We start from the raw sequence: 23,383 nt of genomic DNA on the forward strand, positions 1-23,383 counted from the left end.
CGAATCATCCGGGGGAGAGTGCATGCACCTTAGCGCAGGGGCGCGTGACCCGCGAGGCCACGACTGGAACAGCGGCGTGTCATCTGTGCGACGGACGCCGGCCGGCATAATGGGCGCTGATTCAGCCACGAGTTCGAACCCGATGCGTTATCGCCTGCCTGCCCTCGCCGCCCTGACCACGCTGTGCGTGGCCGCCTGCGCCTCCACCTCCGGCACCACCGCCTCTGCACCTGCTGCGGTCAAGGTGGACGTGCCGCCGGTGACGCATCCGGCCGGCGAGACCCCGCAGTGGTGGTACCGCTCCGGCGCGGCGCGTGCGGCCGGCAATGGCGCCATGGCCGGCAGGGCGCGCAACGTGATCCTGTTCCTGGGCGATGGCATGAGCCTGACCACCGTGGCCGCCGCGCGCATCCTGGAGGGCCAGCGCAAGGGCGGCGCGGGCGAAGAAAACCTGCTGTCGTGGGAACAGTTTCCCGCCACCGCCTTCAGCAAGACCTACAACACCGATTCGCAAACCCCCGATTCGGCCGGCACCATGACCTCCATCACCACTGGCGTGAAGTCGCACATGGGCGCGATCGGCGTCAGCAGCGGCAGCCGCAGCGACTGCGCCGACAGCCTGGGCAGGGGCCTGCTGAGCTGGCTGCAGCTGGCCGACAGCGCCGGCATGGCGACCGGTATCGTCACCACCACCCGCATCACCCACGCCACCCCGGCGGCCACCTACGCGCATTCGCCGGAGCGCAATTGGGAAAACGACACCGACCTGCCCGAGGCCGCGCGCGCTGCCGGCTGTCGGGACATCGCCCAGCAGTTGCTGTCCACCGCCCGCTACGGCCGCGGCCCGCAGGTGGTGCTCGGCGGTGGCCGTAGCCTGTTCCAGACCGTGCAGGAGCGCGACCCCGAGTACGACGACAAGGTCGGGCTGCGCCTGGACGGGCGCGATCTGGTCGCCGAATGGAAGCAGGCGCACCCGCAGGGCGCCTATGTGTGGAACGCGCAGCAGCTGCAGGCCGCAGCCGGTGCACCGGCATTGCTGGGGTTGTTCGAGCCCGATCACATGCAGTTCGACCATGACCGCAACCGCAGCCCGCAGGGCGAGCCCAGCCTGACCGAAATGACCCGCACCGCCATCCAGTCGCTGTCGCGCGACCCCAACGGCTTCGTGCTGATGGTCGAAGGCGGCCGTATCGACCACGCCAACCATGCCGGCAATGCGTATCGCGCACTGGACGAAACGGTGTCGCTCTCCGATGCGGTACGCACTGCCGTGCAGACCGCACCACCGGACACGTTGATCATCGTCACCGCCCACCATTCGCACACGCTCAACTTCGTCGGTTACCCGGTGCGCGGCAATCCGATCCTGGGCAAGGTGCGTGGCACCGGCGGCGAGGAAGGCGACCGCACCCAGCTGGCCACCGACATGGCCGGCCAGCCCTACACCACGCTCAGCTACGCCAACGGCCCGGGCTACACCGGTGCCAGCAACGCCCAGCCGGCCGGCAGCAAGAAATTTCCGCATGAGCCCAGCAGCAGCGAGCCGGCCGCAGGCCGCCCGGACCTGACCCACGTCGATACCGAAGCGCCCGGCTACATGCAGGAAGCGCTGGTGCCGACCAAGTCCGAAACCCACGGCGGCGAAGATGTCGGCATCTGGGCCACCGGCCCGGGCAGCGCGGCGTTCCGCGGCACGCTGGAAGAAAACGTCATCTACCACGTGATCGTGCAGGCCACCCCGCGGCTGCGCGCGCGCCTGTGCAAGGCCGGCACCTGCGATGCCGCCGGCGTACCGGTGGAACTGCCCAAGCCGGCCACGTTCGAGGCGGCGGACAGGCGCTGAGATGCAGGCTGGGGTGCGACGGTGGACTGGCGCGCGCTCCAAGCACGATGGGCACGTCGATGCAGGGCTGCGGGCAGTTGCCGGCGCGCCACCGGCGCACGCCTTGACAAGGCGGATGCGCACCGCCCGCCAGCGCGCAGGAAGTATTCGATCGCCTGACCGCAGCGCGCCGACTGCGCCATTGGATCATTGCGGATCGGTGAGGCCTTGATGACTGCCACGCTGCCCTTGCTGCCTGCCACACCACCGGGCCCGGTGCTGATCGCCTACAGCGGTGGGATGGACTCGACGGTGCTGCTGCATGCCCTGGCTGCCACGCAGGCCTATCGCGACCACGGCCTGCGCGCGGTGCACGTGCACCATGGCCTGCATGCCGATGCCGATGCCTGGGCGGCGCACTGCCAGCAGACCTGCGAAGCATTGGGCGTCCCGCTGCAGACCGTGCATGTGCAGGTCGCACGCGACAGCGGCCTGGGGCTGGAAGCGGCCGCCCGCCAGGCGCGCCACGCCGCCTTCGCCGACATGCTCGCCAGCGGCCAATGGCTGGCACTGGCGCATCATCGCGACGACCAGGCCGAGACGTTCCTGCTGCGCGCCCTGCGTGCCTCCGGCCCGGATGGGCTGGCGGCCATGCGCGTGCAGCGGCCATTCGCCGCCGGTACCTTGTGGCGCCCGCTGCTGGCGCACGCACGCGACCAGCTGCAGACCTACGCATACGCGCATGGCCTGCAGTGGATCGACGACCCCAGCAACGCCGATCCGCGTTACGACCGCAATTTCCTGCGCACCCACATCCTGCCGTTGCTGCAGCACCGGTGGCCGCAGGCCAGCGAGGCCCTGGCGCGCAGCGCGCAGCTGAGCGCCGACGCCGGCGACCTGCTGCTGCACGATGATCTGGCGCTGCTGCCCGCCCTGCTCACCCGAGGTGGCGCGCTGGATCTGCAGTTGCTCGCGGCGCAGCCCGCCGCACGACAGCCGCGCCTGCTGCGCGCCTGGGTGAACGCAGCGCATGCGCCACCGCTCCCCGCGCAGGGCGTGGCAGCGTTGCTGCGGGAGATCGACATGCCCGCGTCCGACCGGCAGGCCTGCTTCGCCTGGCAGCAGGTCCAGGTGCGACGTTGGCGCCAGTGCCTGTACCTGCTCCGCACCACGGCAGCCTGGCCGGCGGCATGGTCCGCGCTCTGGGACGGCGCCCGGCCCTTGCAGCTGCCCGATGGTGCAACGCTGGCCCTGCAGGCGCCGCAACAGCTGCACTTCGCCCAGCCGTTGCTGGTGCGTGCCCGTCACGGCGGCGAGCGCATCGTGCTGCCGCAGCGCAGTCACTCGCATCGGCTCAAGCACCTGCTGCAGGCCTTGGACCTGCCGCCATGGGAGCGCGACCGCCTGCCCGTCCTGTGGGACGGGGTGCAGGTGCTGGCCGCCGGCGATCGCATCGTCTCGGCCCCCCTGCACGCCTGGCTGCAGGCCAATCACGCCAGCCTGCACTGGCAGGCGAGCAGCCAGGCGAATTGACCGCCCCGGCTGTGCCCCGCACACTTCCACGATGGCCAAGAAGTCCTTGAACGAAACATCCCCGGTTGCCCGCTTTGAACAGTCGCTGGAAGAACTCGAGCAACTGGTGCAGAAAATGGAGGTCGGCGACCTGAGCCTGGAGCAGTCGCTCAGCGCCTACGAACGCGGCATCGGCTTGTATCGCGATTGCCAACAGGCGCTGGAACACGCCGAACTGCGCGTGCGCATGCTGACCGACCCCGCGCGTCCCGAGCTCGCCGAACCCTTCGAACCGCCCGTACAGGACGGCGGCTGAGGTGAGTTCCAGCGTGTTCGACCACTGGATCGCTCGCACCGAGCGCAGTCTGGACGCCTGCCTGCCCATCGCAACGCTACCGCCGCAGCGTTTGCACGCGGCGATGCGGCACGCGGTGCTGGGCGGCGGCAAACGCATGCGGCCGCTGCTGGTGTACGCCAGCGGCGCACTGTTCGGCGCTGCGGAAGACCTGCTGGATACGCCTGCGGTGGCGGTGGAGCTGATCCACGCCTATTCGCTGGTGCATGACGACCTGCCGGCCATGGACGACGATGCCTTGCGCCGCGGCCAGCCCACCGTGCACATCGCCTTCGACGAAGCCACCGCGATCCTGGCCGGCGACGCCCTGCAGGCCCGTGCGTTCGAACTGCTGGCCATGGCACCGGTGTGCGCCGAGCTGCGGGTCGGCTGGTTGCAGAGCCTGGCTACCGCCGCGGGCGCCGCCGGCATGTGCGGCGGCCAGGCACTGGATATCGACGCCACCGGTCAGGTGCAATCGCTGCACGCGCTGCAGCGCATGCATGCGCTCAAGACCGGCGCACTGATCCGCGCGGCAGTGCGCATGGGCGCCCTCGGAGGTGGAGCTGCGCCGGCCGACCAGCAGCGCCTGGACGACTTTGCCGAGGCGCTGGGGCTGGCGTTCCAGGTCCGCGACGACATCCTGGATGTGGAATCGAGCTCGGCGCAGCTGGGCAAGACCGCCGGCAAGGACGCCGCGCAAGCCAAATCCACCTACCCCGCCTTGCTCGGCATGGACGGTGCCAAGGCCAAGCTGGCCGATCTGGCGGCACGCATGCACGACGTGCTGCAGCCCTACGGTCCGCCCGGCGAAACCCTGGCGACCCTGGGCCGGTTTGCGGTGGACCGCGCGCACTAGCCGCGGCTGACCGAGCGTGTGAGCGGCTGACAGGCGCTTGACGGTGCAAGGGCGCAGTGCCGGGCGACACATGCCGATTCCGGGTCACGGCTGCGCCACTCTGTTGTCGGTTAGTCGCGCAGAGGGGTTGGGAGTGGCTGCATGCGCAACAGACGAAGAGACACCAGTTCCTGCCATGCGGGGCAGCCGGTGCCTGGATCTCATGCCGTGCATTCGTAGGTCACGCTTCCCGGCACTTCCTACACTTACCGACAGCCGCTCCCACATTCGCCTATCGCCCGGGCGCGCATGCAAACAGGTCGGGAATGACGACCATCGCTGCATCAAAAGCGGATTGAACGCCTGATTCCGGCCGCGATTGCGCCTGCCGGGAGTCCGAGGCCGAACGCGTCGCCGTGCGCAGTACGCCAGGCGCCCGAGCGCACCTGGGTCCGCCGTTGCCCGGTCCTCATGCCATGTGGCGGCATCCAATGCATCGTTCCGTGCCACATCACGGCAGTGCCAGACTGCTAGCGCATGCACAGCGGGTGTCGCATGCACCCCCAAGTTCGCGTTACACGACACCTTTGCGCATTCCGTGCGCCACCACACAGTCCATCATCTGGTTCCATTCAGGCAACAGGCGAACCTGGTCACAAAACACCACATTGGTCGCCAGCGTTTGTGTCAACCGGCGACACATAACCGGTCGCATTTCATGACGGCTGGCACGATTTATTGCTGAATTATCTGCATCGGTGATGTATCATAAGGCATAACCGATGCACGACATCCAGAAATATCGCTAATTGAACGACTTGTCGCGCCCGCTCGCTCTGCCTAGGTTTGGATCGCCCGCGTTCGCGGGCATCCCCCGACCAAGGAGAGTCACTGGTGAAGAATGTTTTTCTTGCATCGTTTGCAGCAGGCACGCTCGCCGTTGTTGGCGTACTCGGTTCGGCGCAGGCGCAGTCACTGCGCGGGCCGGTTCCGTTGACCATCGACCTGTCGCCAGTGGCCGACCAAGCCGGGCGGCATCAGGGCAAGATCGCCGTCACGGTCACCAACAACGGCAGCAAGATCGCCCGCGTGCCGACCTATCAATTGCCGCTGAAGTCGCTGGACAACGGCATCCTGGAGGTCAGCCGTGATGGCGCGCCGGTGAAGTACACCGGACGCCTGGTCAAGCGTGGCCTGCCGAAGGCCGCGGATTTCACCATTCTGCAACCAGGCCAGAGCGTCAAGGGCGAGGTCGATCTGGCCGGCGCGTACGACCTGTCCACCAGCGGCAACTACACCATCCAGGTGCGCCCGACGCTGCAGTACGCCTCGCTATCCGACGGCAGTCTGATGAAGGCCGCCAACGGTGAGCCGGCCGTGGCCACCAGCACGCCGCTGACCGTCTGGCTGGATGGCGTCAACCGTGGCGTCCAGCGCCAGCTGGCGATCGGCCCGACCGCCGTGGTCAACGGCATCAACTACCTCAACTGCAGCACCACCCGCACCAACCAGGCCGCAAGTGCCGTCACTGCCGCGCGCAACTACTCGCAGAACGCGCGCAACTACCTCAACGCCGGCAGCACCGGCGCGCGCTACACCACCTGGTTCGGTGCGTACAACGCCTCGCGCTATAGCCGGGTCAGCTCGAACTTCGTCAACATCGACAACGCACTGGATCAGAACAACGGCCAGCTGACGATCAACTGCAGCTGCGAGGCGGATCTGGCCGATGCCTTCGCCTACGTCTATCCCAACCAGCCGTACGAAATCCACGTGTGCAACGCGTTCTGGAGTGCGTCGACCACCGGCACCGACTCCAAGGCCGGCACCCTGGTGCATGAAACCAGCCACTTCACCGTGGTGGCGGGCACGCAGGACCGCGTCTATGGTCAGTCTGGCGCACGCAGCCTTGCCCAAAGCAATCCGGCCCAGGCGATCACCAATGCCGACAGCCACGAGTACTTCGCCGAAAACACTCCGGCGCAGAACTGATCGCATCATCGTCTGAAACGACAAAGGCCCGGCAGCGACGCCGGGCCTTTGCTTTTTACACCGCGCCGATTACTTGATCAGGCGCAGCGCGAACGGATAGCGGTAATGCTCGCCGTTGTTGGCCTTGACCGCGGCCAGGATGCAGAACACCAGGCTACCGATCCATACCAGGGTAGGCAGGAAGAACAGGATGCCGAACGACACCATGGCCAGGATCACCGCCACGATCATGGCGAGGGTCACCGTGATCTGGAAATTCAACGCCTCCTTGGCCTGATCGGTGGCAAACGGCTTGGACGGGGTGGCGTCCTTGCTGATCAGCCAGATCACCAGCGCGCCGACGAAGTAGGTCAGGATGCCGAGCAGATGCGCGGCCAATGCCAGAGTGCGCTCCTCCGACGGCGTGCTGGTGCCGATCGGCGGCGGCGGTGCGGCATGTGTATCGAATTCGCTCATCTGTCTCCCCAAACATGATTGTGGTGCGGCGGACTATAGCAACGATTCAGCCAACCACCAGTGTGGGGAGACATGGTCCCCGCTTTCATTCCCCTCGTTCAGGGCGATGCGGACTCCCCGGGGCCGCACGCTCACGATGGCGGAGAGACAAGGAGACAAGGAGACAAGGAGACAAGGAGATGAGGAGGCGGGGAGGCGGCCGTCGGCAACGGGCAACGGGCAACGGGTAGCGGGTAGCGGGTAGCGGGTAGCGGGTAGCGATAATGTCGCCACCTGCTGCAGTCGCAAGTACGTGAGCGCATGGCGTTGGTCATTCGTTGCCGGCCACGGTCATCCTGCCGACCAGCACCGAACCGATCTTGACGTGCGAGCGCCGGTCCACGTCGCTGCCGACCGCTTCGATGCCGGTGAACATCTCGCGCAGGTTGCCGGCGATAGTCAGGCCATCGACCGGATAGGCGATGGCGCCGTTCTCGATCCAGAAGCCGCCGGCGCCGCGCGAGTAATCGCCGGTCACCGGGTTGACACCATTGCCCATCAGCTCGGTGACCAGCAGACCACGCGACATGCCGGCAATCATCGACGCCAGATCGCCGGCATTGGCGCTGACTTGCAGGTTGTGCACGCCGCCAGCGTTGGCGGTGGTCTGCAGCCCCAGCTTGCGCGCCGAATAACTGCCCAGCACGTAGCGCTGCAGCACGCCGTCGGTGATCAGGGCCGAGCGCTGCGTCGCCACGCCTTCGCCATCGAACGCGGCCGAGCGCAGGCCGCGGCGCAGGTGCGGCAGCTCCTCGATATTGAACCATTCGGGGAACAGCCGGGTTCCGACGCTGTCGAGCAGGAAGCTGGCGCGGCGATAGAGCGCTCCGCCGGACACCGCGCCCAGCAGATGCCCAACCAGCGAGCGCGCCACTTCCGGCGCGAACAACACCGGCAACTGGCCGGTGGGCAGCGAACGCGGCGCCAGGCGTGCCACGGTACGCTCGGCGGCATGCCGGCCGATCGCGTCCGGCGCCTCCAGGTCTTCACGCGCCAGTGCGCTGCTGTACCAGCCGTCGCGTTGCATGCCATCGCCCTGCCCGGCGATCAGCGCGCAGCTGATCGAATGATGGGTCCCACGCTCGCAACCCACGAAGCCATGCGAGTTGGCATAAACCGACAGGCTGAGCCCGGTGCTGGCCGAGGCGCCGTCGGAATTGCTGATGCGCGCATCGGCATCGCGCCCGGCGGTCTCGCAGGCCAACGCCAGATCCACCGCGGTATCGGCGTCCAGCGCCCAGGGGTGCCAGCTGTCGAGCTCGGGAAACGTGTGCGCCATCAACTCCGGGTCGGCCAGGCCGGCGGCCGCGTCGTCTTCGGTATAGCGCGCGATCGCACAGGCCTGTGCCACCGTGGCTTCCAGGCTCGACTCCTGCAGATCGGCGGTGCTGGCGCTGCCCTTGCGCTTGCCGAAATACACCGTCACCGCAATACCGCGGTCGCGGGTGGATTCGACGGTTTCCACCTCGCCCAGCCGCACGTTCACATCCAGGCCGCGCTCTTCGCTGCAGCTCACTTCGGCCTGGGTGGCACCGGCTGCGCGGGCACGCTCGAGCAGGCGCTGGGAGATGTCGGTCAGCGCATCCAGGCGCTGCAGGCTGTCGTCGGTGACACGGATTTCGGAGGAGAGTGCGTTCAATGCTTTATCCTAGTCTCAATGATGAATAACTTCTTGTTTCGGATGGATGGCAATGCGCGGACGCGACGAAGACACTGGTGAATTCCGCGGCGCCAGCCGCAGCCAGCAGCGGCGCGAAGCGCTGGAAATCTTTGCGCTGGGCGAAAAGCTAGTCGCGCTCACGCCGGCCCAGCTGGCCAAGCTGCCGGTGCCCGAATCGCTGATTCCGCATATCGAAGAAAGCAAGCGCATCACCTCGCACATTGCCCACAAGCGGCAACTGGCGTTTCTGGCCAAGCATATGCGCCGCGAGGACGACGAAACCCTGGATGCGATCCGCAACGCGCTGGATGCCAACAGCGACACCGCGCGCCGCGAAGTGGCCGCGATCCACCGGGTCGAGCGCTGGCGCGAACGCCTGCTCGCCGAAGGCGACACCGCACTGGCCGAGCTGCTGGACACCTACCCGGACGCCGACCGCCAGCAACTGCGCCAGCTGGTGCGCAACGCGATCCACGAACGCGCCAAGAACACCCCCCCGCGCGCCTATCGCGAACTGTTCCAGGTGCTGCGCAAGCTGTCTCAGGAGCAGGGAGTGGAGAGTGGGGATTCGGGATTGGAAGATGGCGAATCGACGTCGGAAGGCGACGAATAAGCATCCGCCCGATCCATCAGCCGAGGCACCGGCCGTCCCAGCCGTTGCGAATCCCGGTTCCCGGCTCCCGGATCCCCACACACACATCCCATCACCCAGGCGGAACCCACCACGCCCCGCGCATCCTGTTGTTGCGAATCTCCAATCCCGATTCCCGAATCCCAGCATCTCAGGCCTGCGTTCCACCAACGGTGATGCCGTCGATCAACAGCGACGGCTGGCCCACGCCCACCGGCACGCTCTGGCCGTCCTTGCCGCAGACGCCTACGCCTTCGTCCAGGGCCAGGTCATTGCCGATCATGCGTACCTTCTGCATGGTTTCCGGGCCATTGCCGATCAGGGTGGCGCCCTTGACCGGCGCGGTGACCTTGCCGTCTTCGATCAGGTAGGCCTCGGTGGCCGAGAACACGTATTTGCCGCTGGTGATGTCGACCTGGCCGCCGCCGAAGTTCACTGCATAGATGCCCTTCTTGACCGAGCGGATCATTTCTTCCGGGTCGTGCCGGCCGGCGCGCATGTAGGTATTGGTCATGCGCGGCATGGTCAGGTGCGCGAACGATTCGCGGCGGCCGTTGCCGGTGGGCGCCACGCCCATCAGGCGAGCGTTGTGGCTGTCCTGCATATAGCCCACCAGCACGCCGTCCTCGATCAGGGTGGTGCACTGGCTGGGCGTACCTTCGTCGTCGATGTTGAGCGAGCCGCGGCGCCCGTCCAGGGTGCCGTCGTCAACGATGGTCACGCCCGGCGAGGCCACGCGTTCACCGATGCGCCCGGCGTAGACGCTGGTGCCCTTGCGATTGAAATCGCCTTCCAGCCCATGGCCGACCGCCTCGTGCAGCAATACGCCGGGCCAGCCCGGGCCGAGGACCACCGGCATCACCCCGGCCGGTGCGGGGATGGCATCCAGATTGACCAGCGCCTGGCGCAACGCCTCGCGCGCAAAACCTTCCGGACGGCCATCGGCGAACAGCTCGGCATAGCCGTAACGGCCGCCGCCGCCGGAATACCCGGACTCGCGGCGGCCGTTGTGTTCGACGATGACCTGCACGTTCAGACGCACCAGCGGGCGCACGTCGGCCGCCAGCACGCCATCGCTGCGCGCGATCAGCACGGTATCCACGCCACCGGACAGGCTCACCATCACCTGCTTGACGCGCGGGTCGGCGGCGCGCAGGAACTGGTCGATGCGGCGCAGCAGGTCCACCTTGGTGGCGCTGTCCATGTCGTCGACCGGATCGGTGGCCGGGTACAGCGCGCGGCCATTGCCACGCACCAGCGCGCGGCTGGGGTGCGCGCCGCCATCGCGCGAAATGGCGCGTGCCGATTGCGCCGCTTCCAGCAGGGTTTCGCGCTGGATATCGTCGGAGTACGCAAAGCCGGTTTTTTCGCCGGAGATCGCGCGCACGCCCACGCCTTGTTCGATGGAATGCGCGCCGTCCTTGACGATGCCATCTTCCACACTCCAGCTCTCGCGCCGCGAATGCTGGAAATACAGATCGCCGAAGTCGATACCGGGGCCCAGCAGGGCGCCGAAGGTGCGGTCCAGATGGCCGGCGTCCAGGCCGGAAGGAAGCAGCAGCCGGGTTTCGGCCAGAGTGAGAGCGTTATCGGTCATGCCATCAGGATGGGGCCCGCGCGCCGGGGAGACAAGTCGTCCGGCTGAATCGGGCGCGCCGCTATCATGGCTGCATCGTTTCCTTTGCCGCGCCTGCGCATGAAGCTCATCGCCCACGTCCTGGATGGCCACACGCTGGACATCCGCCCTGCCCCGCACGCGCGCGACTGGATGGATGCCACCGACCAGCGCTACGCCTATCGCTGCCTGCCGTTGGCGATCGCCAATGCGCATGGCTGGGAGCTGCTGTGCCAGTCCGGCTTCGAGGCGCAGTGGAATGGCAGCGATGGTCTGGACGCCATTGCCATCCGCGCCGATGCCGGCACTGCGGCGCCGGCGATCAGCCACTTCGGCTATGGGGTGCTGACCTTTCATGTGCCGTGCCTGTTCCGCACCGACAGCGGGGTCGATCTGTTCGTCACCGGCCCGTTGAACCAGCCCAAGGATGGCATCGGCGCATTGAGCGGCCTGGTGGAAACCGACTGGAGCCCCTCCACCTTCACCATGAACTGGCGGTTTACCCGACCCGGGCGGGTGCGTTTCGCGGCCGGCGAGCCGTTCTGCCATCTGTTTCCGCTGCAGCGGCAGTTGATCGAGCGGGTGCAACCGCAGTGGAAGCCGCTGTCCGAAGCGCCGCAGCTGGCGCAGCAGCATGCCGACTGGACGCACAGCCGCACGCGCTTTCTGGAGGAACTGCCGGATGCGCAATCGGCGGCGGCGCGCGAAAAGTGGCAGCGCGGCTATTTCCGCGGGGTCACCGGAGCAGACCAGACGCCGCAACCGGGCCACCGTGCCCGCCTGCGCCTACCGATGTTCACGCGCGCCGGCAGCGACGAGGACGCGGCAGGCGGCTGAGCAGAAGCCGCGCATCGAGCTGCGTGCGAAGCGGCCTGTGGCGTACCGGCCGGCCGTTGGGGCCAACCAGGCCGGCGGCTCGGCAGCCAGACCGCTCATCGCCGAGGAACGCTCCTGTCAGACCATCGCCGCGCAATGCACCACAGTGCCAAGCGACGTCAGCGCGTTGGCGCAGCTGGCGTCCTGGCAGCCGGGGCGGGCTTGCTTGGCTCGCGTTCGCGTTCGACCACATCCACCTGCGGGTCTTTCCACGGCCCGGTGACGTGGTAGGTCTTGGCACCGATTGCACCCAGCGGCTTGCCGAGCACCGCATTGGCGGCCGCGCCCACCGCCGCCCCCACCGGGCCGCCGGCCACCGCGCCGACCACGGTCAGCAGGTTGCCGGCCTTGGGGTTGACGTCCACGGTCTGGTCGAAGGTCTGCGCGCGCAGGTCGGTCTGGCCGCGGATGGCGATGTCGGCAGCCGGGCCTTCGATGCGGATGGCATCGGTGCGCGCGAAGCCCTCGCCAAAGCGCACCTCGCCGGCCAGCTTGTTGAAGGCCAGGCCCTTGGAGAAGAAATCGCGGAAGTCGAACATCAGCCGGCGCGGCAGCTGCGCCACGCTGAGCAGGCCGAGCACGCGCCCGGCGCCGGGCTCCACTTCCAGCAACTGGCCGTTGCGGACATCCACCTTCAGGTTGCCGTCCAGCGAGCCGAGCGCGAAGCCGGTCGGCGAGCCCTGCCAGCCGGCATTGAGTTCCAGTTGGCCTTCGCCACCGCGCAGTTGCCCGCCCAGGGTGAGGTTCTGCAGCAGGTTGCCCAGATTGCGGCTGTCCACGCGCGCCGACAGCCGCGTGCTGGCCGCCTCGCCCTTGCCGCGCCACGCGCCGGTCAGGCCGATGCTCTGATCGTCCGAACGCAGCTGCAACTGGTCCACCTGCATGCCGTCGGTCAACCGGCTGCTGCGCAGGGTCGCCGCGCCCAGGGTCATCTTGCCGACCCGCAGGTCGTCGATGTCCAGCGCCAGCGGCGGGATCGAGACCGGGTCGAACTCGGCCACCGCGCGGCGTGCCGGTTCCGGCAAGGCACCGGCCAGCGGGTCGCCCGGCTCGGGCGCGGCGGGTTCCGGCGCATCGACCACCGGCTGCCAGCGCACCGTGCTGAGCTTGCCTTGCACCGTGCCGCCCTCGGCATTGGGCACGGTGAGCTGCCCAGCCAGCGAGGGGCCGTCCAGGGTCACCGCCACCGCATCGCGAGTCGGGCGCAGCCGTAGCCGCGTCTGCGGGAACACGCCGCCGATCATCAGCAGCTTGTCGGCCTGCACGTCCACCTGCTGCAGCGGTACTGCGTCTTTCTTCGGCGGTGCCGGCTGACCCGGCAGCGGTGGCATGCCCGGATCGCTGCCGCCACGCGCCAGGCTGATCCAGTCGATCGCATCCAGCGAGGCAGTGCGGCCGGTGACCACCAGTCCACTGGCGGGCGGGCGCTCGGTCACCGTGTCGGTGCCCATGACCACGCGTACGCCGGTCTGCTCGCCGTGACTGTTGGCCTTCAATGCCACCAGCTTGCCGAAGGCCACATCGATGTCGCCATCGCCTACCGGCAAGGCCACCTTGACCTGGATGTCCAGCGGACGGATCGCCGGCTTGTCCAGGGGCGCCGGCAGATCCAGCATGGTGCCGACCAGGTTCGAGCGCAGCGTCAGCAGCGCCTGCGCCTCCGGCTGGTCCGGCGTGGGCAGCGGCACGTCTACCCCCACCTGCCATGGCGCGCTGCCATGCACGTAGGGGCGTAACCATTCCATCTGCGGCGCCCGGTCGAACAACTCCCTGGCGTCCAGGGAGGCATTCAGGCGTGCTTCGAAGGCTTGCGCCGGGTCCTGCACGAAGCCGCCGGCACGCAGCGCCAACTCGCCGGTGCGGCCCTGGTGCTGCACGCTCAACTGCTCGGCCGCAAAGCCGCTGTCGCGGTACTCGGCCTGCCCGCTGACCTGGTCGAAGGCCAGGTTCCAGCGCGCATCGGCCAGCTTTGCGCCCTGCAATGCAACCGTGCCCTGCAGATGCCCGCCCACGCCCTTGGTCCGCAACGGGCGCAGCAGGTCGAAACTCACCGCCGCCGGGCCGGACACGGTGAGGTTGCGCAAGGTGTCGCCATAACGGCGCTCCAGTGGACTCTGTCGCAGCATGCCCAGCAGCTGCGCTGCGTCGGCCTGGGCTGAGGCGCGCACGTAGAGCTCGGACGTCGCAAAACTGGGGATCCCCGCGTCCAGCTGCGCGATCGGAGTGCCGGCAAGATCGCCCTGGCCTTGCAGCGAGAAGCCGTTGCCGATGAAGCTCAGATCGGCCTGCACCTGCTCCATCGCCGGCCAGTCCGGCTGGAAGCGGATCACGCCATCGCGGATGTGCCCGAACGCCTCGAAGCGCCCATCGTTGTTGTCGAACGGCCAGTCGTCCAGATCGCCACTGACCAGGCCGGTGCCACCGGTGACCACACCGCCAGCCACGGCCATGTCCAGCCAATCGATCGCAGCCTTGCTCATCTTGGAGCGGATCCAGAACTTGCGCGCCACCGGCAGCGCCACGTCGTCCAGCTGCGCGGCCAGTTGCAGGCGCGGGCGGCTGCCGTCGTTCTGGAACCACAGCCCGCCGCGCACATTGGCGCCGTAGTCGCTGGCCTGCACGCGCAGGGCCGGGGTGGCGACCTGCCAGCCGGCGCCCTCGCGCCAGCCGACGATCTTGCCGGCCAGCTGGATCTGATGCACCACGCCAAAGCCGGTGGGCCAGTCGAAGCGCACCGTGGCATCTGCTGCGGTTTCCAGTTCGCCGCCCTGTGCGTCGCCGTCAATGCGTCCGCGCAAACCGCTGATCCCCGGCGCATTGCCCACCGGCAGGAAACCGAGTTCTTCGATCCGCCCCTGCGCACGCACGGCACCACCCTGCTCGCCGGCAATCTGCAGATCGGCCACGCGCAGCTGCGGTTTGGCCAAAGTCAACCAGCGGCGCAGCGCGGGCGAGAGTTGATCGCTCAACGCGGCAGCGGCAATCAGGCCGGAGACATCGCCTTGTTTGGCAGCCACCGCATAGCGACGCCCGCCGGCGATGCTTAGCCCATCCAGCCGCTGCAGGTTTGCCGCATCACCCAACCGCAGCCACGGCGCATCCAGCCGCCAACCACCGTCGATGGTGTGCCAGCGCGCGCGCGCCTGCAGGCGCTCCCAGCGCAGCGTGCGGCGTGCGGTTTCATCCGGCAGCGCGGTGCCCGACAACTGCAGCTGGGTGAGATCGGCATCCACGGTAACAGCGGTCACCCGGCGCGCGCGCAGCTGTGCCCAGGCCTGTAGCCGCCCGCCGCCGCCGTCCAGGCGCATGCCGCCGACCTGCAGCAGCGACGCCCAGGCCGCCAGGTCGGCCGGGTCGGCCTGTGCATAGGCGCTGCCGTCGCCCCTGTTGCGGTCGAATTCCAGTACCGCGGTCAGCGGCGCGCGCTTGAGATCGACCCAGCTGCGGCTGCCTACCTTGACCGTCGAACCGCTCACGCGCAGGCGCAGATCGATCCGCGGCAGCGTGGTGTCCAGGCCGATCGACGGCGCGTGCACCTGTAGCCGCGCCTCGGCCAGCTGGATCTCGCCGAGCCGGCGCAGCGCGTCGAGCGGATCGGAACGCTTGCCGCTCGGCAATCCCTGCACCGACCACACACCGTCGTCGCCGCGTTGCAGGGTCAGCGCCAGCCCGCGCAGACGCACCTCGGTCAGCGAATGACCAGGAAACAGCCCGGCATACATCGCCAGCAGGATTTCCGCCTGCCCCACCTGCACCTCGCCATGCGGACCGATGCGCAGGCCATCCAGCCGCAGCAGCGGCCCGCGCCGCGTCCACTCGGTGTCCAGCCGATCGAAGGCGATCGCCTGCCCGGCGCGCTGGCTCAACCAGTCGGCGATCTGCTGTGGGTGCTCTTCCGCCAACGGCAACGCCTGGCCGGCCGCCCCGACCAGCAACGCGATCGCCACCACCGCCAGCGCGGCGGCAGTGATCGCATAGCGGCGGAACAACCGCAGACGGCGGCGCAGCGGGGTCGGCATCAGGGGCGGGGATTTGGCATTGGGGATTTGGCATTGGGGATTGGGGATTGGGGATTGGGGATTGGTCACAGCTTGTCCAAGCACGGCAACGTCAACGTCCCTGCTCGCCGTACATCATGACGGCGCCGGCTTTTACAAATCCCGAATTCCGACTCCCCAATCCCGGCCTCACAGCAGCACCACATCGAACTGTTCCTGCAGGTACTGGTCGTCGGACTGGAAGCGGATGCTCTTGCCAAGGAATTCTTCGAGCTCGGCCACGGCTGCCGACTCTTCGTCGGTGATGCGCGACACCACCTTGGACGAGGCGATCACCAACAGCCGGGCGGCGTCGAACTGGCGCACCGCGCGGGTGATCTCGCGGAAGATCTCGTAGGTCACCGTTTCGGCGGTCTTGATGGTCCCGCGCCCGCCGCAGTGCCCGCAGGTTTCCGAGAGCTGGCGCTCCAGGCTTTCGACGGTGCGCTTGCGGGTCATCTCCACCAGGCCCAGCGGCGAGAACTCGTACACGGTGGTCTTGGCGTGATCGCGCGCCAGCGCCTTTTCCAGCGTGCGCAGCACCTGGCGGCGGTGCTCGGCGTCGTCCATATCGATGAAGTCGATGATGATGATGCCGCCCAGGTTGCGCAGCCGCAGCTGCCGCGCCACCGCCTGCGCCGCTTCCAGGTTGGTGCGGAACACGGTTTCTTCCAGGTTGCGCTGCCCCACGAACGAGCCGGTGTTGACGTCGATGGTGGTCATCGCTTCGGTCTGGTCGATCACCAGGTAGCCACCGGACTTGAGCGGCACCTGCTTGTTCAACGCGCGCCCGATCTCGTCTTCCACCCCGTACAGGTCGAAGATCGGCCGATCGCCGGTGTACAGCTCCAGCCGCTCGGCCAGCACCGGCATGTACTTGGCCACGAAGGCCTGCAACTGCACGAAGGTTTCATTGGAATCCACCTTGACCTTTTCCACGTCCTTTCGGATCAGGTCGCGCACCGCCCGCAGCGGCAGGCTCAGGTCTTCATAGATGATGCTGCACGGCGGCGCTTCGCGGCCGCGCCGCTCGACCACGTTCCAGACCCGCGACAGGTAGGCGATGTCTTCGGCCAGCGCCTCGGCCGGCTGGCCCTCGGCGTTGGTGCGGATGATGTAGCCGAAGCCGCCATGCTGGGCAGAGACCTCGCTGACGATGGTCTTCAGGCGCAGTCGCTCAGCCTCGTCCTCGATCCGCGCCGACACCCCGACGATCCTGGACTGCGGCAGCAGCACTAAGTAGCGCGAGGGGATGCTGATCTGGGTGGTCAGGCGCGCGCCCTTGGTGCCGATCGGGTCCTTGACCACCTGCACCACGATGTCCTGGCCGTCGCGCAACAGCTCGACGATGGGAACCGAGGTGGCCGGCGGCGGCAGCGGGGTTTCTTCGGTGTCGACCACACTGGCCGGTGCCGGCACCGGGCGCACCACGTCGTTGGCGTGCAGGAACGCCGCGCGCTCCAGCCCCACTTCGACGAAGGCCGCCTGCATGCCCGGCATCACCCGCTGCACCTTGCCCTTGTAGATATTGCCCACCACGCCCCGGCGCCAGCCGCGCTCGATATGCAGTTCCTGCAGCATGCCGTTCTCGATCACCGCCACACGGGTCTCGCGCGGGGTGACGTTGACCAAAATCTCTTCCGACATCAATGCGCTCCGAAGGCTGTGAGCAACTGCGAGGTATGAAACAACGGCAACCCCATCACACCGGAGTAGCTACCGGACAGATGGGTGATGAAACGCTCCGCGCGCCCCTGGATCGCATACGCGCCGGCCTTGCCCATCGGTTCGCCACAGGCCGCGTAGGCGGCGATCCGTGCCTCGTCCAGCGTAGCGAACGTCACCTCCGACACCAGCACCGCCTGCGCCGGGGCGCGCTGTGCGCAGACCAGGACCACCGCCGTGAGGACCTGATGGGTGCGCCCGGACAGCACGCGCAGCATGGCGATCGCATCGTCCACATCGGCCGGCTTGCCGAACACCCGCTCGCCTAGCACCACTTCGGTATCGGAGCCCAGCACGATCGCATCGGAGTCGCCGGCCTGCACCTGCGCCAGACCGGCACGCGCCTTGTCCAGCGCCACGCGCTGCACATAGTGCTCGGGCGACTCGTTCGGCGCGCGCAACTCGGGCACGTCCAGTTCCAGGGTCTGGAACGGCACGTCCAGACGTTGCAGCAATTCTTGTCGGCGGGGCGAGCGGGAGGCGAGATAGAGCATCCGCCCAGCATACCTGTTGCCCGCACTCGCCCGCTTGCTTTGCGCAGGCGTATCGCTGCCACGCCACGCGCGACTCACAACATGTTCATCGACCTCCCAACACGCTCGCAGCACAAACAAGGAGATCCCATGCGTACTACCCTCAAGCCGTTGCTGCTGGCCCTGTCCCTCGCTGCCGGAACCGCCATGACCGCCCACGCTCAACCCGCGCCGAGCTACGCCCTTCCCAATGACGGCACCCTGCTCAACGTCTCGGCCGAGGCCGAGGCCAAGCGCGTACCGGACATCGCCACGTTGTCGGCTGGCGTGGTCACCCAGGCCACCGACGGCAACGCCGCGATGCGCCAGAACGCCGAACAGATGAGCAAGGTCATGAGCGCGGTGAAGGCCGTCGGCATCGCCGACAAGGACGTGCAGACCAGCGGCATCAACCTCAGCCCGCAGTACACCTACAAGGAAAACGAGGCGCCGAAGATCAACGGCTACCAGGCCAGCAACACCGTCAGCCTGAAGGTGCGCGACATCGCCAAGCTGGGCAAGGTGCTCGACGCCCTGGTCGCCAATGGCGCCAACGACATCAACGGCCCCAGCTTCTCGATCGACCAGCCCGAACCGGTCTACGACGAAGCACGCGTGGCCGCACTGAAAAAGGCCCAGACCCGCGCCGACACCTACGCCAAGTCGCTGGGCCTGAAGGTGCGCCGCATCGTCAGCATCTCCGAAGTACGCAGTGGCGGCGGTGTGCGTCCGATGATGATGGCCGCCTCGATGCGCTCGGCCAAGGCCGAGATGGATACACCGGTGTCTCCGGGCGAAAGCACTCTGTCGATCAACCTGGATGTGACGTTCGAACTGGGGCGTTGAAGCTGCTGGCAACACGCTCCAACACATGGTGTGACTTTGCTCGAACTGCCCTCTTTGGAGGGCAGTTTCGTTTGTATGGCTTGGCAAGCGGCCTCCTGCGCCACCGATCCGACTAAGCGCTGAAAAGCAGGCGACCTGCAAAGTGCCGTAAGTCACAAATATGAATTGTGAATAGGCAAATATCGGCTTTTGTGCTTAAAGAAACATGAAATTCAAGGAAATCATTCTTTAAGCGAGCGCTACCTCTCTCTAGCATCGGTTGTCAGCGCACCGTCACATTCGTGATGGCGCTCATCTGGAGAGAGATGATGACCGCCCGCCTTGTTTCGCCCCCCCCTGTCCGCCGGCCATCGCATGCACGCCTGTGCCGCATCAGCGTGCTGGCGCTTGCACTGAGTGGTGCCGTGGGCATCCTGGCCACGGGAACTGCCGCTGCGCAAAGCACCACTGCCGGCATTTACGGCAGTGTGCCGGCAGGCAGTGGTGCCACCGTTACCGCGCAGAGCGATACCGGCTTTACCCGTTCCGCAACCGTCGACGGCAGTGGCCGCTACGCGATCGGCAATCTCCCGGTAGGCACCTACACCGTCACCCTGCAACGCGAAGGCCAGGCTGCAGAGACGCGACGTAATATCGCCCTGCGCGTCGGTGCCGGCATCGATGTGTCCTTCGGCAGCAGCGATGGGTCCGGCGATACCGCCACCCTGGGCACCATCACGGTAACTGGCAAGAACATTTCGCCGGTGGACGTCTCTGCCACGGCCTCGCGTACCGTGATCACCGCCGAACAATTGCAGCGCTTGCCGCTGGCGCGTTCGGGCGAGGCCATCGCGCTGTTGTCGCCCGGTGCCGTGCAAGGCAGCGGCTATTTCGGAAATGCGATTTCGTTCGGCGGCGCCGGCGTCACCGAGAACGCCTATTACCTCAACGGCTACCTCAGCTCCAACCCGCTCTCCAATATCGGGGGCGTGACCCTTCCATTCGGCGCCATCGATCAGCAGGAAACCTACACCGGCGGCTACAGCGCGCGTTACGGCCGCTCGGCAGGCGGCGTGCTCAGCCAGGTCGGCAAGCGCGGCACCAACCAATGGCATTTCGGTGCGCAGGTCTTGTGGCGTCCGAAGTCGCTATCCAGCGAGGATAAAAATGTCTTCTATCCCGATACCGCCCCTCCTTCCGGCTACGAATACAGCGATGAAAGCCTGCCCGGCACTCTTTACCGTAGCCGAAAGGACGACACCTTCTGGAATACGGTCTACAGCGTTTATGGCGGCGGCCCGCTGATCGAAGATCGCCTGTTCGTGTTCGTTGCCGCAGAGCAGGAACGCAGCGAAGGCGTGTCCACCGCTCGCCGGGACGACCCGGTGATCGGCCGCAACAGCTATCGCACCGATGAGCCGAAGGTCTACGCCAAGATCGACTGGAACATCAACGACAGCAACATCCTCGAACTGACCGGCGTCAAGAACAATTCGCGCGATAGCGGTGTTTATAGCGACTTCAACGGCTATGCGGGTGTCAACGGCGACGCCAACGGCGCATTCGCCGATACGGTCAAGGTCAACGACCGCTATTACATCGGCAAGTACACCAGCTACATCACCGATGACCTGACCCTGAGCGCCACCTATGGCAAGAGCCGCCAGACCGACTTCCGCAACAACCCCAGCACGGCGCCGCTGCTGAGCAATACCAATCTGCAGGATCCGGCCATTACCGGTGGCAGCGAGATCCGCAACAACCAGACGTCCAGCCAGGCGCGCGATGGCGAAAACACCACGCGTGGCCTGCGCATCGACCTGGAATACGTGCTCGGCAGCCACACCCTCGCCGCAGGCGTGGACAACATGTATTTCAACGCCAACAACGAAGGCGTCATCACCACCGGCCCCGGCTTCGGCTGGGTCTACGGCCGCTCTTCGCGCCCCACCTCGCCCATCAGTGCTGCGCTGGGCGTGGGCCCGGCAGGTGGCAACGGTTACTACGCGTATCGCTCGGTATTCAATACGGCAACCAGCATGTCGGTCGAACAGAAAGCCTACTTCCTCGAAGACAAGTGGCAGGTCAACGACAAACTGCTGCTGACGCTGGGTATTCGCAACGACAAGTTCACCAACTTCAACGACGCAGGTGAGCCTTACGTGACCAGTGGCGACCAGTGGGCGCCGCGCCTGGGACTGAGCTGGGACGTCTTCGGCGATTCGTCACTCAAGGTGTATGGCAACGCCGGTCGCTACTACCTGGCACTGCCCAATAGCGTGGCGATCCGCGGGGCATCGCCGTCCACGTTTACACGCGAATACTTCACCTACACCGGCATCGATGCGCAGGGCAGCCCGACCGGGCTGACGCCGGTCGCAGTCGATCCCTCCGCCGGATTCTCCTGCTCGGGCAATATCGTCTCGTCCAACCTGGAGTGCGGTCAGGCGCCGGATGCGGCCGGTATCGCCGCATCCGATCTCAAGTCGATGTACCAGGACGAATTCATGCTTGGCTTCGACAAGACGCTGGGCGAAAGCTGGGTGACGGGCGCCAAGGCTACCTATCGCACGTTGGGCGCCACCATCGACGACGTCTGCGACGCCGACCGGATGCGCACCAAGTTGACTGCAATCGGCGTGGATCCCAGCACCGTCAACGTGCCCGGCTGCATCATCTTCAATCCAGGCGAAACAAACTCTTTCAGCCTGGCCAACCTGGACGGTTCCGGCCGCACCTCGGTCTCGATGTCGCCGTCGGACTGGGGCTTCGACAAAAAGGCCAAGCGAACCTATCTGGCAGTGGATCTTTTCCTGCAGCACCCCTTCGATGGCAAATGGGAAGGCCGCATCGACTACACCTGGTCGCGCAACTTCGGCAATACCGAAGGTCAGGTCAAGTCCGATATTGGCCAGGCCGATGTGTCCAAGACACAGGATTGGGATGCGGCGGCATTGATGTGGTATTCGGGCGGCTACCTGGCCAACGATCGCCGGCACCAGATCAAGATCTACGGCTCCTACCAGATCGCACCGGAATGGCTGATCGCAGGCAATATCCGCGTGCTGTCCGGTACGCCGAAGTCCTGCCTGGGCTATGTCAGCATCAACGGCATCAGCGAAGATTCCGATGCCGGCGATCCGGTGGGCTATGGCTCGTCGTACCACACCTGCAACGGCCAACCATCGCGTCCCGGCGATGCAGGGCGCCTGCCCTGGACCAAGATTGTGGACCTCGGCCTGACCTACCGCCCGGCCTTTGCGGACAACAAGCTCGCCATGACCCTTCAGGCGTTCAATATCTTCAACGAGCGCAAGCCGTTGCAGGTCGACTCCACCTGGGAAGACGACACTTTTACGCTGTCCAACACCTATGACATCGGCCGGTACTTCACCCAACCGCGCTATGCCATGTTCTCGGTGTCGTACGACTACTGATGCCCTCTCCCGTCAGCGTCGTTTGCCCAGCCCTGTCATGGGCTGGGTTTTTTATGGACGCCACCGGCCCCGCCAACGTGTCTGCACAGGATGCCTAAGATGGAATGGACCCGAGGTGGCGTTACGAGTCGGCAGGAATAGTGGGGCCGATTCGTCGGCTGTCGACGTACTGGAGCACCCCGGGATCGCCATCGGCGCGCAGTGCGCGGGGTGACCACCTCCGTGCACCAAATGGAGACGCCCGAGGGATTCGACCCTAAAATTCCGCACGCCTGGCCACGCGTCACAAGGCAGCCCACGGGGCTGCCGCCAGACGCTAGGGTTACGCCTACCCACGCCATGCGAATCGCTTGTGCAGCCGCCCCGGCTGCGGTAAACCTACGCTACCGGATGGTGTAGTGCGTCCGGGCCGCGCTGGTCCTTTCCGCAGTTCCGTTCTGGAGGTGGATGATGGTTCGCACACGATCGCAGGTTTCCCTGCGTCCCACAGGCATCGATGCTTCGCGCGTTCTGGCAATGAGTACCGCGGTGGCCTTGCATTTGCTGGCCGGCGGTTTGTTGTTGATTCCGCTGTCGTATCGGGCGGTTCCGCAGCCCGCGCCGGAACCGCGCTGGGTCATGCCGATCACCATCGAGACCCCGCCGGCGCCACCACCGGTGCTTCCGGTCGAGGTGGAGTTCACTCCGAAGACGCATGTCCCGTCCACGCCGGTGACTGTGCAGGTGCAGACCCCTGTGATCAGTGAAGCGCCGGTGGTGGACACCGCATCGGTGGCACTCCCTGCCGCAGCCGACCCGGTGGGCGAGACTGCACCGGTGGCAACGACACCCAGCAGCGGACCGGTCGAGGCAGGCCAGTTGCAGTATCTGAGTTCGCCCGCTCCCAGTTACCCGGTGGCTGCACTGCGCGCAGGCCAGCAAGGCACAGTGATGCTGCGCGTGTTGGTCGGTACCGATGGACGCCCGGCCGAGGTGAGCGTGCAGACCAGCAGCGGTCATCGCGCGCTCGATCTGGCCGCGCGTAGTCAGGTGCTGCGCAGCTGGCGCTTCCAGCCGGCGATGTAGAATGGCC

General features: G+C 66.6%; 16 protein-coding genes. 10 read left to right on the plus strand and 6 right to left on the minus strand.

Going from position 1 to position 23,383, the window contains the following annotated elements; translation table 11 throughout:
- Positions 1 to 109 precede the first annotated feature (109 nt).
- The 5 genes from XCSCFBP4642_RS0115640 to XCSCFBP4642_RS0115660 all read left to right on the plus strand — a co-directional run bounded on the left by XCSCFBP4642_RS0115640 (position 110) and on the right by XCSCFBP4642_RS0115660 (position 6,498).
- Positions 110 to 1,843, plus strand: coding sequence for an alkaline phosphatase (locus tag XCSCFBP4642_RS0115640; protein ID WP_053329577.1), 1,734 nt, complete (start codon positions 110 to 112; stop codon positions 1,841 to 1,843).
- Positions 1,844 to 2,053: 210 nt separating this feature from the next.
- Complete coding sequence (gene tilS / locus XCSCFBP4642_RS0115645; protein ID WP_425480123.1) at positions 2,054 to 3,355, plus strand: tRNA lysidine(34) synthetase TilS; 1,302 nt, start codon at positions 2,054 to 2,056, stop codon at positions 3,353 to 3,355.
- 31 nt (positions 3,356 to 3,386) lie between these two features.
- A complete protein-coding gene (locus tag XCSCFBP4642_RS0115650; RefSeq protein ID WP_029220627.1) occupies positions 3,387 to 3,650 on the plus strand; it encodes an exodeoxyribonuclease VII small subunit in 264 nt (87 codons plus the stop codon).
- Between the two features lies 1 nt (position 3,651).
- On the plus strand, positions 3,652 to 4,527 hold the full coding sequence (locus XCSCFBP4642_RS0115655; RefSeq protein WP_029220628.1) for a polyprenyl synthetase family protein: 876 nt from the start codon (positions 3,652 to 3,654) through the stop codon (positions 4,525 to 4,527).
- An 873-nt stretch (positions 4,528 to 5,400) separates the two neighbouring features.
- Positions 5,401 to 6,498, plus strand: coding sequence for a M35 family metalloendopeptidase (locus XCSCFBP4642_RS0115660; protein WP_029220629.1), 1,098 nt, complete (start codon positions 5,401 to 5,403; stop codon positions 6,496 to 6,498).
- Positions 6,499 to 6,567: 69 nt separating this feature from the next.
- Here XCSCFBP4642_RS0115660 and XCSCFBP4642_RS24985 read toward each other — a convergent pair whose 3' ends face one another.
- Both XCSCFBP4642_RS24985 and pmbA read right to left on the minus strand, forming a co-directional pair.
- The gene (locus tag XCSCFBP4642_RS24985) at positions 6,568 to 6,954 is read right to left on the minus strand and encodes a DUF4870 domain-containing protein (protein ID WP_033898444.1); all 387 of its coding nucleotides are present in this window, start codon (positions 6,952 to 6,954) and stop codon (positions 6,568 to 6,570) included.
- 310 nt (positions 6,955 to 7,264) lie between these two features.
- A complete protein-coding gene (gene pmbA, locus XCSCFBP4642_RS0115670) occupies positions 7,265 to 8,632 on the minus strand; it encodes a metalloprotease PmbA (protein WP_029220630.1) in 1,368 nt (455 codons plus the stop codon).
- A 52-nt stretch (positions 8,633 to 8,684) separates the two neighbouring features.
- Here pmbA and yjgA point away from each other — a divergent pair, with 52 nt between their 5' ends.
- On the plus strand, positions 8,685 to 9,266 hold the full coding sequence (gene yjgA, locus XCSCFBP4642_RS0115675) for a ribosome biogenesis factor YjgA (RefSeq protein ID WP_029220631.1): 582 nt from the start codon (positions 8,685 to 8,687) through the stop codon (positions 9,264 to 9,266).
- Between the two features lie 169 nt (positions 9,267 to 9,435).
- Here yjgA and tldD read toward each other — a convergent pair whose 3' ends face one another.
- Positions 9,436 to 10,881, minus strand: a complete 1,446-nt coding sequence (gene tldD, locus XCSCFBP4642_RS0115680) for a metalloprotease TldD (protein ID WP_029220632.1) — start codon at positions 10,879 to 10,881, stop codon at positions 9,436 to 9,438.
- A 99-nt stretch (positions 10,882 to 10,980) separates the two neighbouring features.
- On the opposite strand from tldD, the gene XCSCFBP4642_RS0115685 reads away from it, so the two are divergent.
- Positions 10,981 to 11,736, plus strand: coding sequence for a DUF6065 family protein (locus tag XCSCFBP4642_RS0115685; protein WP_029220633.1), 756 nt, complete (start codon positions 10,981 to 10,983; stop codon positions 11,734 to 11,736).
- A 158-nt stretch (positions 11,737 to 11,894) separates the two neighbouring features.
- Here XCSCFBP4642_RS0115685 and XCSCFBP4642_RS0115690 read toward each other — a convergent pair whose 3' ends face one another.
- From XCSCFBP4642_RS0115690 to XCSCFBP4642_RS0115700, 3 genes are all read right to left on the minus strand, one after another.
- Positions 11,895 to 15,794: a YhdP family protein gene (locus XCSCFBP4642_RS0115690; RefSeq protein ID WP_029220634.1), complete on the minus strand. Its 3,900-nt coding sequence runs from the start codon at positions 15,792 to 15,794 to the stop codon at positions 11,895 to 11,897.
- Between the two features lie 168 nt (positions 15,795 to 15,962).
- A complete protein-coding gene (rng, locus tag XCSCFBP4642_RS0115695) occupies positions 15,963 to 17,459 on the minus strand; it encodes a ribonuclease G (protein WP_029220635.1) in 1,497 nt (498 codons plus the stop codon).
- A complete protein-coding gene (locus tag XCSCFBP4642_RS0115700; protein ID WP_029220636.1) occupies positions 17,459 to 18,031 on the minus strand; it encodes a Maf-like protein in 573 nt (190 codons plus the stop codon). The genes rng and XCSCFBP4642_RS0115700 overlap by 1 nt, the downstream gene beginning before the upstream one ends.
- Before the next feature lie 129 nt (positions 18,032 to 18,160).
- Here XCSCFBP4642_RS0115700 and XCSCFBP4642_RS0115705 point away from each other — a divergent pair, with 129 nt between their 5' ends.
- The 3 genes from XCSCFBP4642_RS0115705 to XCSCFBP4642_RS24990 all read left to right on the plus strand — a co-directional run bounded on the left by XCSCFBP4642_RS0115705 (position 18,161) and on the right by XCSCFBP4642_RS24990 (position 23,376).
- On the plus strand, positions 18,161 to 18,895 hold the full coding sequence (locus XCSCFBP4642_RS0115705; RefSeq protein ID WP_029220637.1) for an SIMPL domain-containing protein: 735 nt from the start codon (positions 18,161 to 18,163) through the stop codon (positions 18,893 to 18,895).
- Positions 18,896 to 19,203: 308 nt separating this feature from the next.
- Positions 19,204 to 22,311 (plus strand): TonB-dependent receptor domain-containing protein, encoded by a 3,108-nt coding sequence (locus XCSCFBP4642_RS0115710; protein WP_029220638.1) that lies wholly within the window; start codon positions 19,204 to 19,206, stop codon positions 22,309 to 22,311.
- A gap of 447 nt (positions 22,312 to 22,758) precedes the next feature.
- On the plus strand, positions 22,759 to 23,376 hold the full coding sequence (locus XCSCFBP4642_RS24990; RefSeq protein WP_053329579.1) for an energy transducer TonB: 618 nt from the start codon (positions 22,759 to 22,761) through the stop codon (positions 23,374 to 23,376).
- Positions 23,377 to 23,383 lie beyond the last annotated feature (7 nt).

Origin of the sequence: Xanthomonas cassavae CFBP 4642 (assembly GCF_000454545.1) — a bacterium.
In the GTDB taxonomy this organism is placed as follows: Bacteria; Pseudomonadota; Gammaproteobacteria; order Xanthomonadales; family Xanthomonadaceae; genus Xanthomonas; species Xanthomonas cassavae.

Excerpts from the sequence above, each read along its gene's own strand:
- XCSCFBP4642_RS0115690 (WP_029220634.1), bottom strand. The coding sequence starts at position 15,794 with ATGCCGACCCCGCTGCGCCGCCGTCTGCGGTTGTTCCGCCGCTATGCG.
- XCSCFBP4642_RS24990 (WP_053329579.1), top strand. The coding sequence starts at position 22,759 with ATGATGGTTCGCACACGATCGCAGGTTTCCCTGCGTCCCACAGGCATC.
- rng (WP_029220635.1), bottom strand. The coding sequence starts at position 17,459 with ATGTCGGAAGAGATTTTGGTCAACGTCACCCCGCGCGAGACCCGTGTG.
- XCSCFBP4642_RS24985 (WP_033898444.1), bottom strand. The coding sequence starts at position 6,954 with ATGAGCGAATTCGATACACATGCCGCACCGCCGCCGCCGATCGGCACC.
- XCSCFBP4642_RS0115685 (WP_029220633.1), top strand. The coding sequence starts at position 10,981 with ATGAAGCTCATCGCCCACGTCCTGGATGGCCACACGCTGGACATCCGC.
- XCSCFBP4642_RS0115650 (WP_029220627.1), top strand. The coding sequence starts at position 3,387 with ATGGCCAAGAAGTCCTTGAACGAAACATCCCCGGTTGCCCGCTTTGAA.
- tilS (WP_425480123.1), top strand. The coding sequence starts at position 2,054 with ATGACTGCCACGCTGCCCTTGCTGCCTGCCACACCACCGGGCCCGGTG.
- XCSCFBP4642_RS0115640 (WP_053329577.1), top strand. The coding sequence starts at position 110 with ATGGGCGCTGATTCAGCCACGAGTTCGAACCCGATGCGTTATCGCCTG.
- XCSCFBP4642_RS0115705 (WP_029220637.1), top strand. The coding sequence starts at position 18,161 with ATGCGTACTACCCTCAAGCCGTTGCTGCTGGCCCTGTCCCTCGCTGCC.
- tldD (WP_029220632.1), bottom strand. The coding sequence starts at position 10,881 with ATGACCGATAACGCTCTCACTCTGGCCGAAACCCGGCTGCTGCTTCCT.
- XCSCFBP4642_RS0115710 (WP_029220638.1), top strand. The coding sequence starts at position 19,204 with ATGACCGCCCGCCTTGTTTCGCCCCCCCCTGTCCGCCGGCCATCGCAT.
- yjgA (WP_029220631.1), top strand. The coding sequence starts at position 8,685 with ATGCGCGGACGCGACGAAGACACTGGTGAATTCCGCGGCGCCAGCCGC.
- XCSCFBP4642_RS0115700 (WP_029220636.1), bottom strand. The coding sequence starts at position 18,031 with ATGCTCTATCTCGCCTCCCGCTCGCCCCGCCGACAAGAATTGCTGCAA.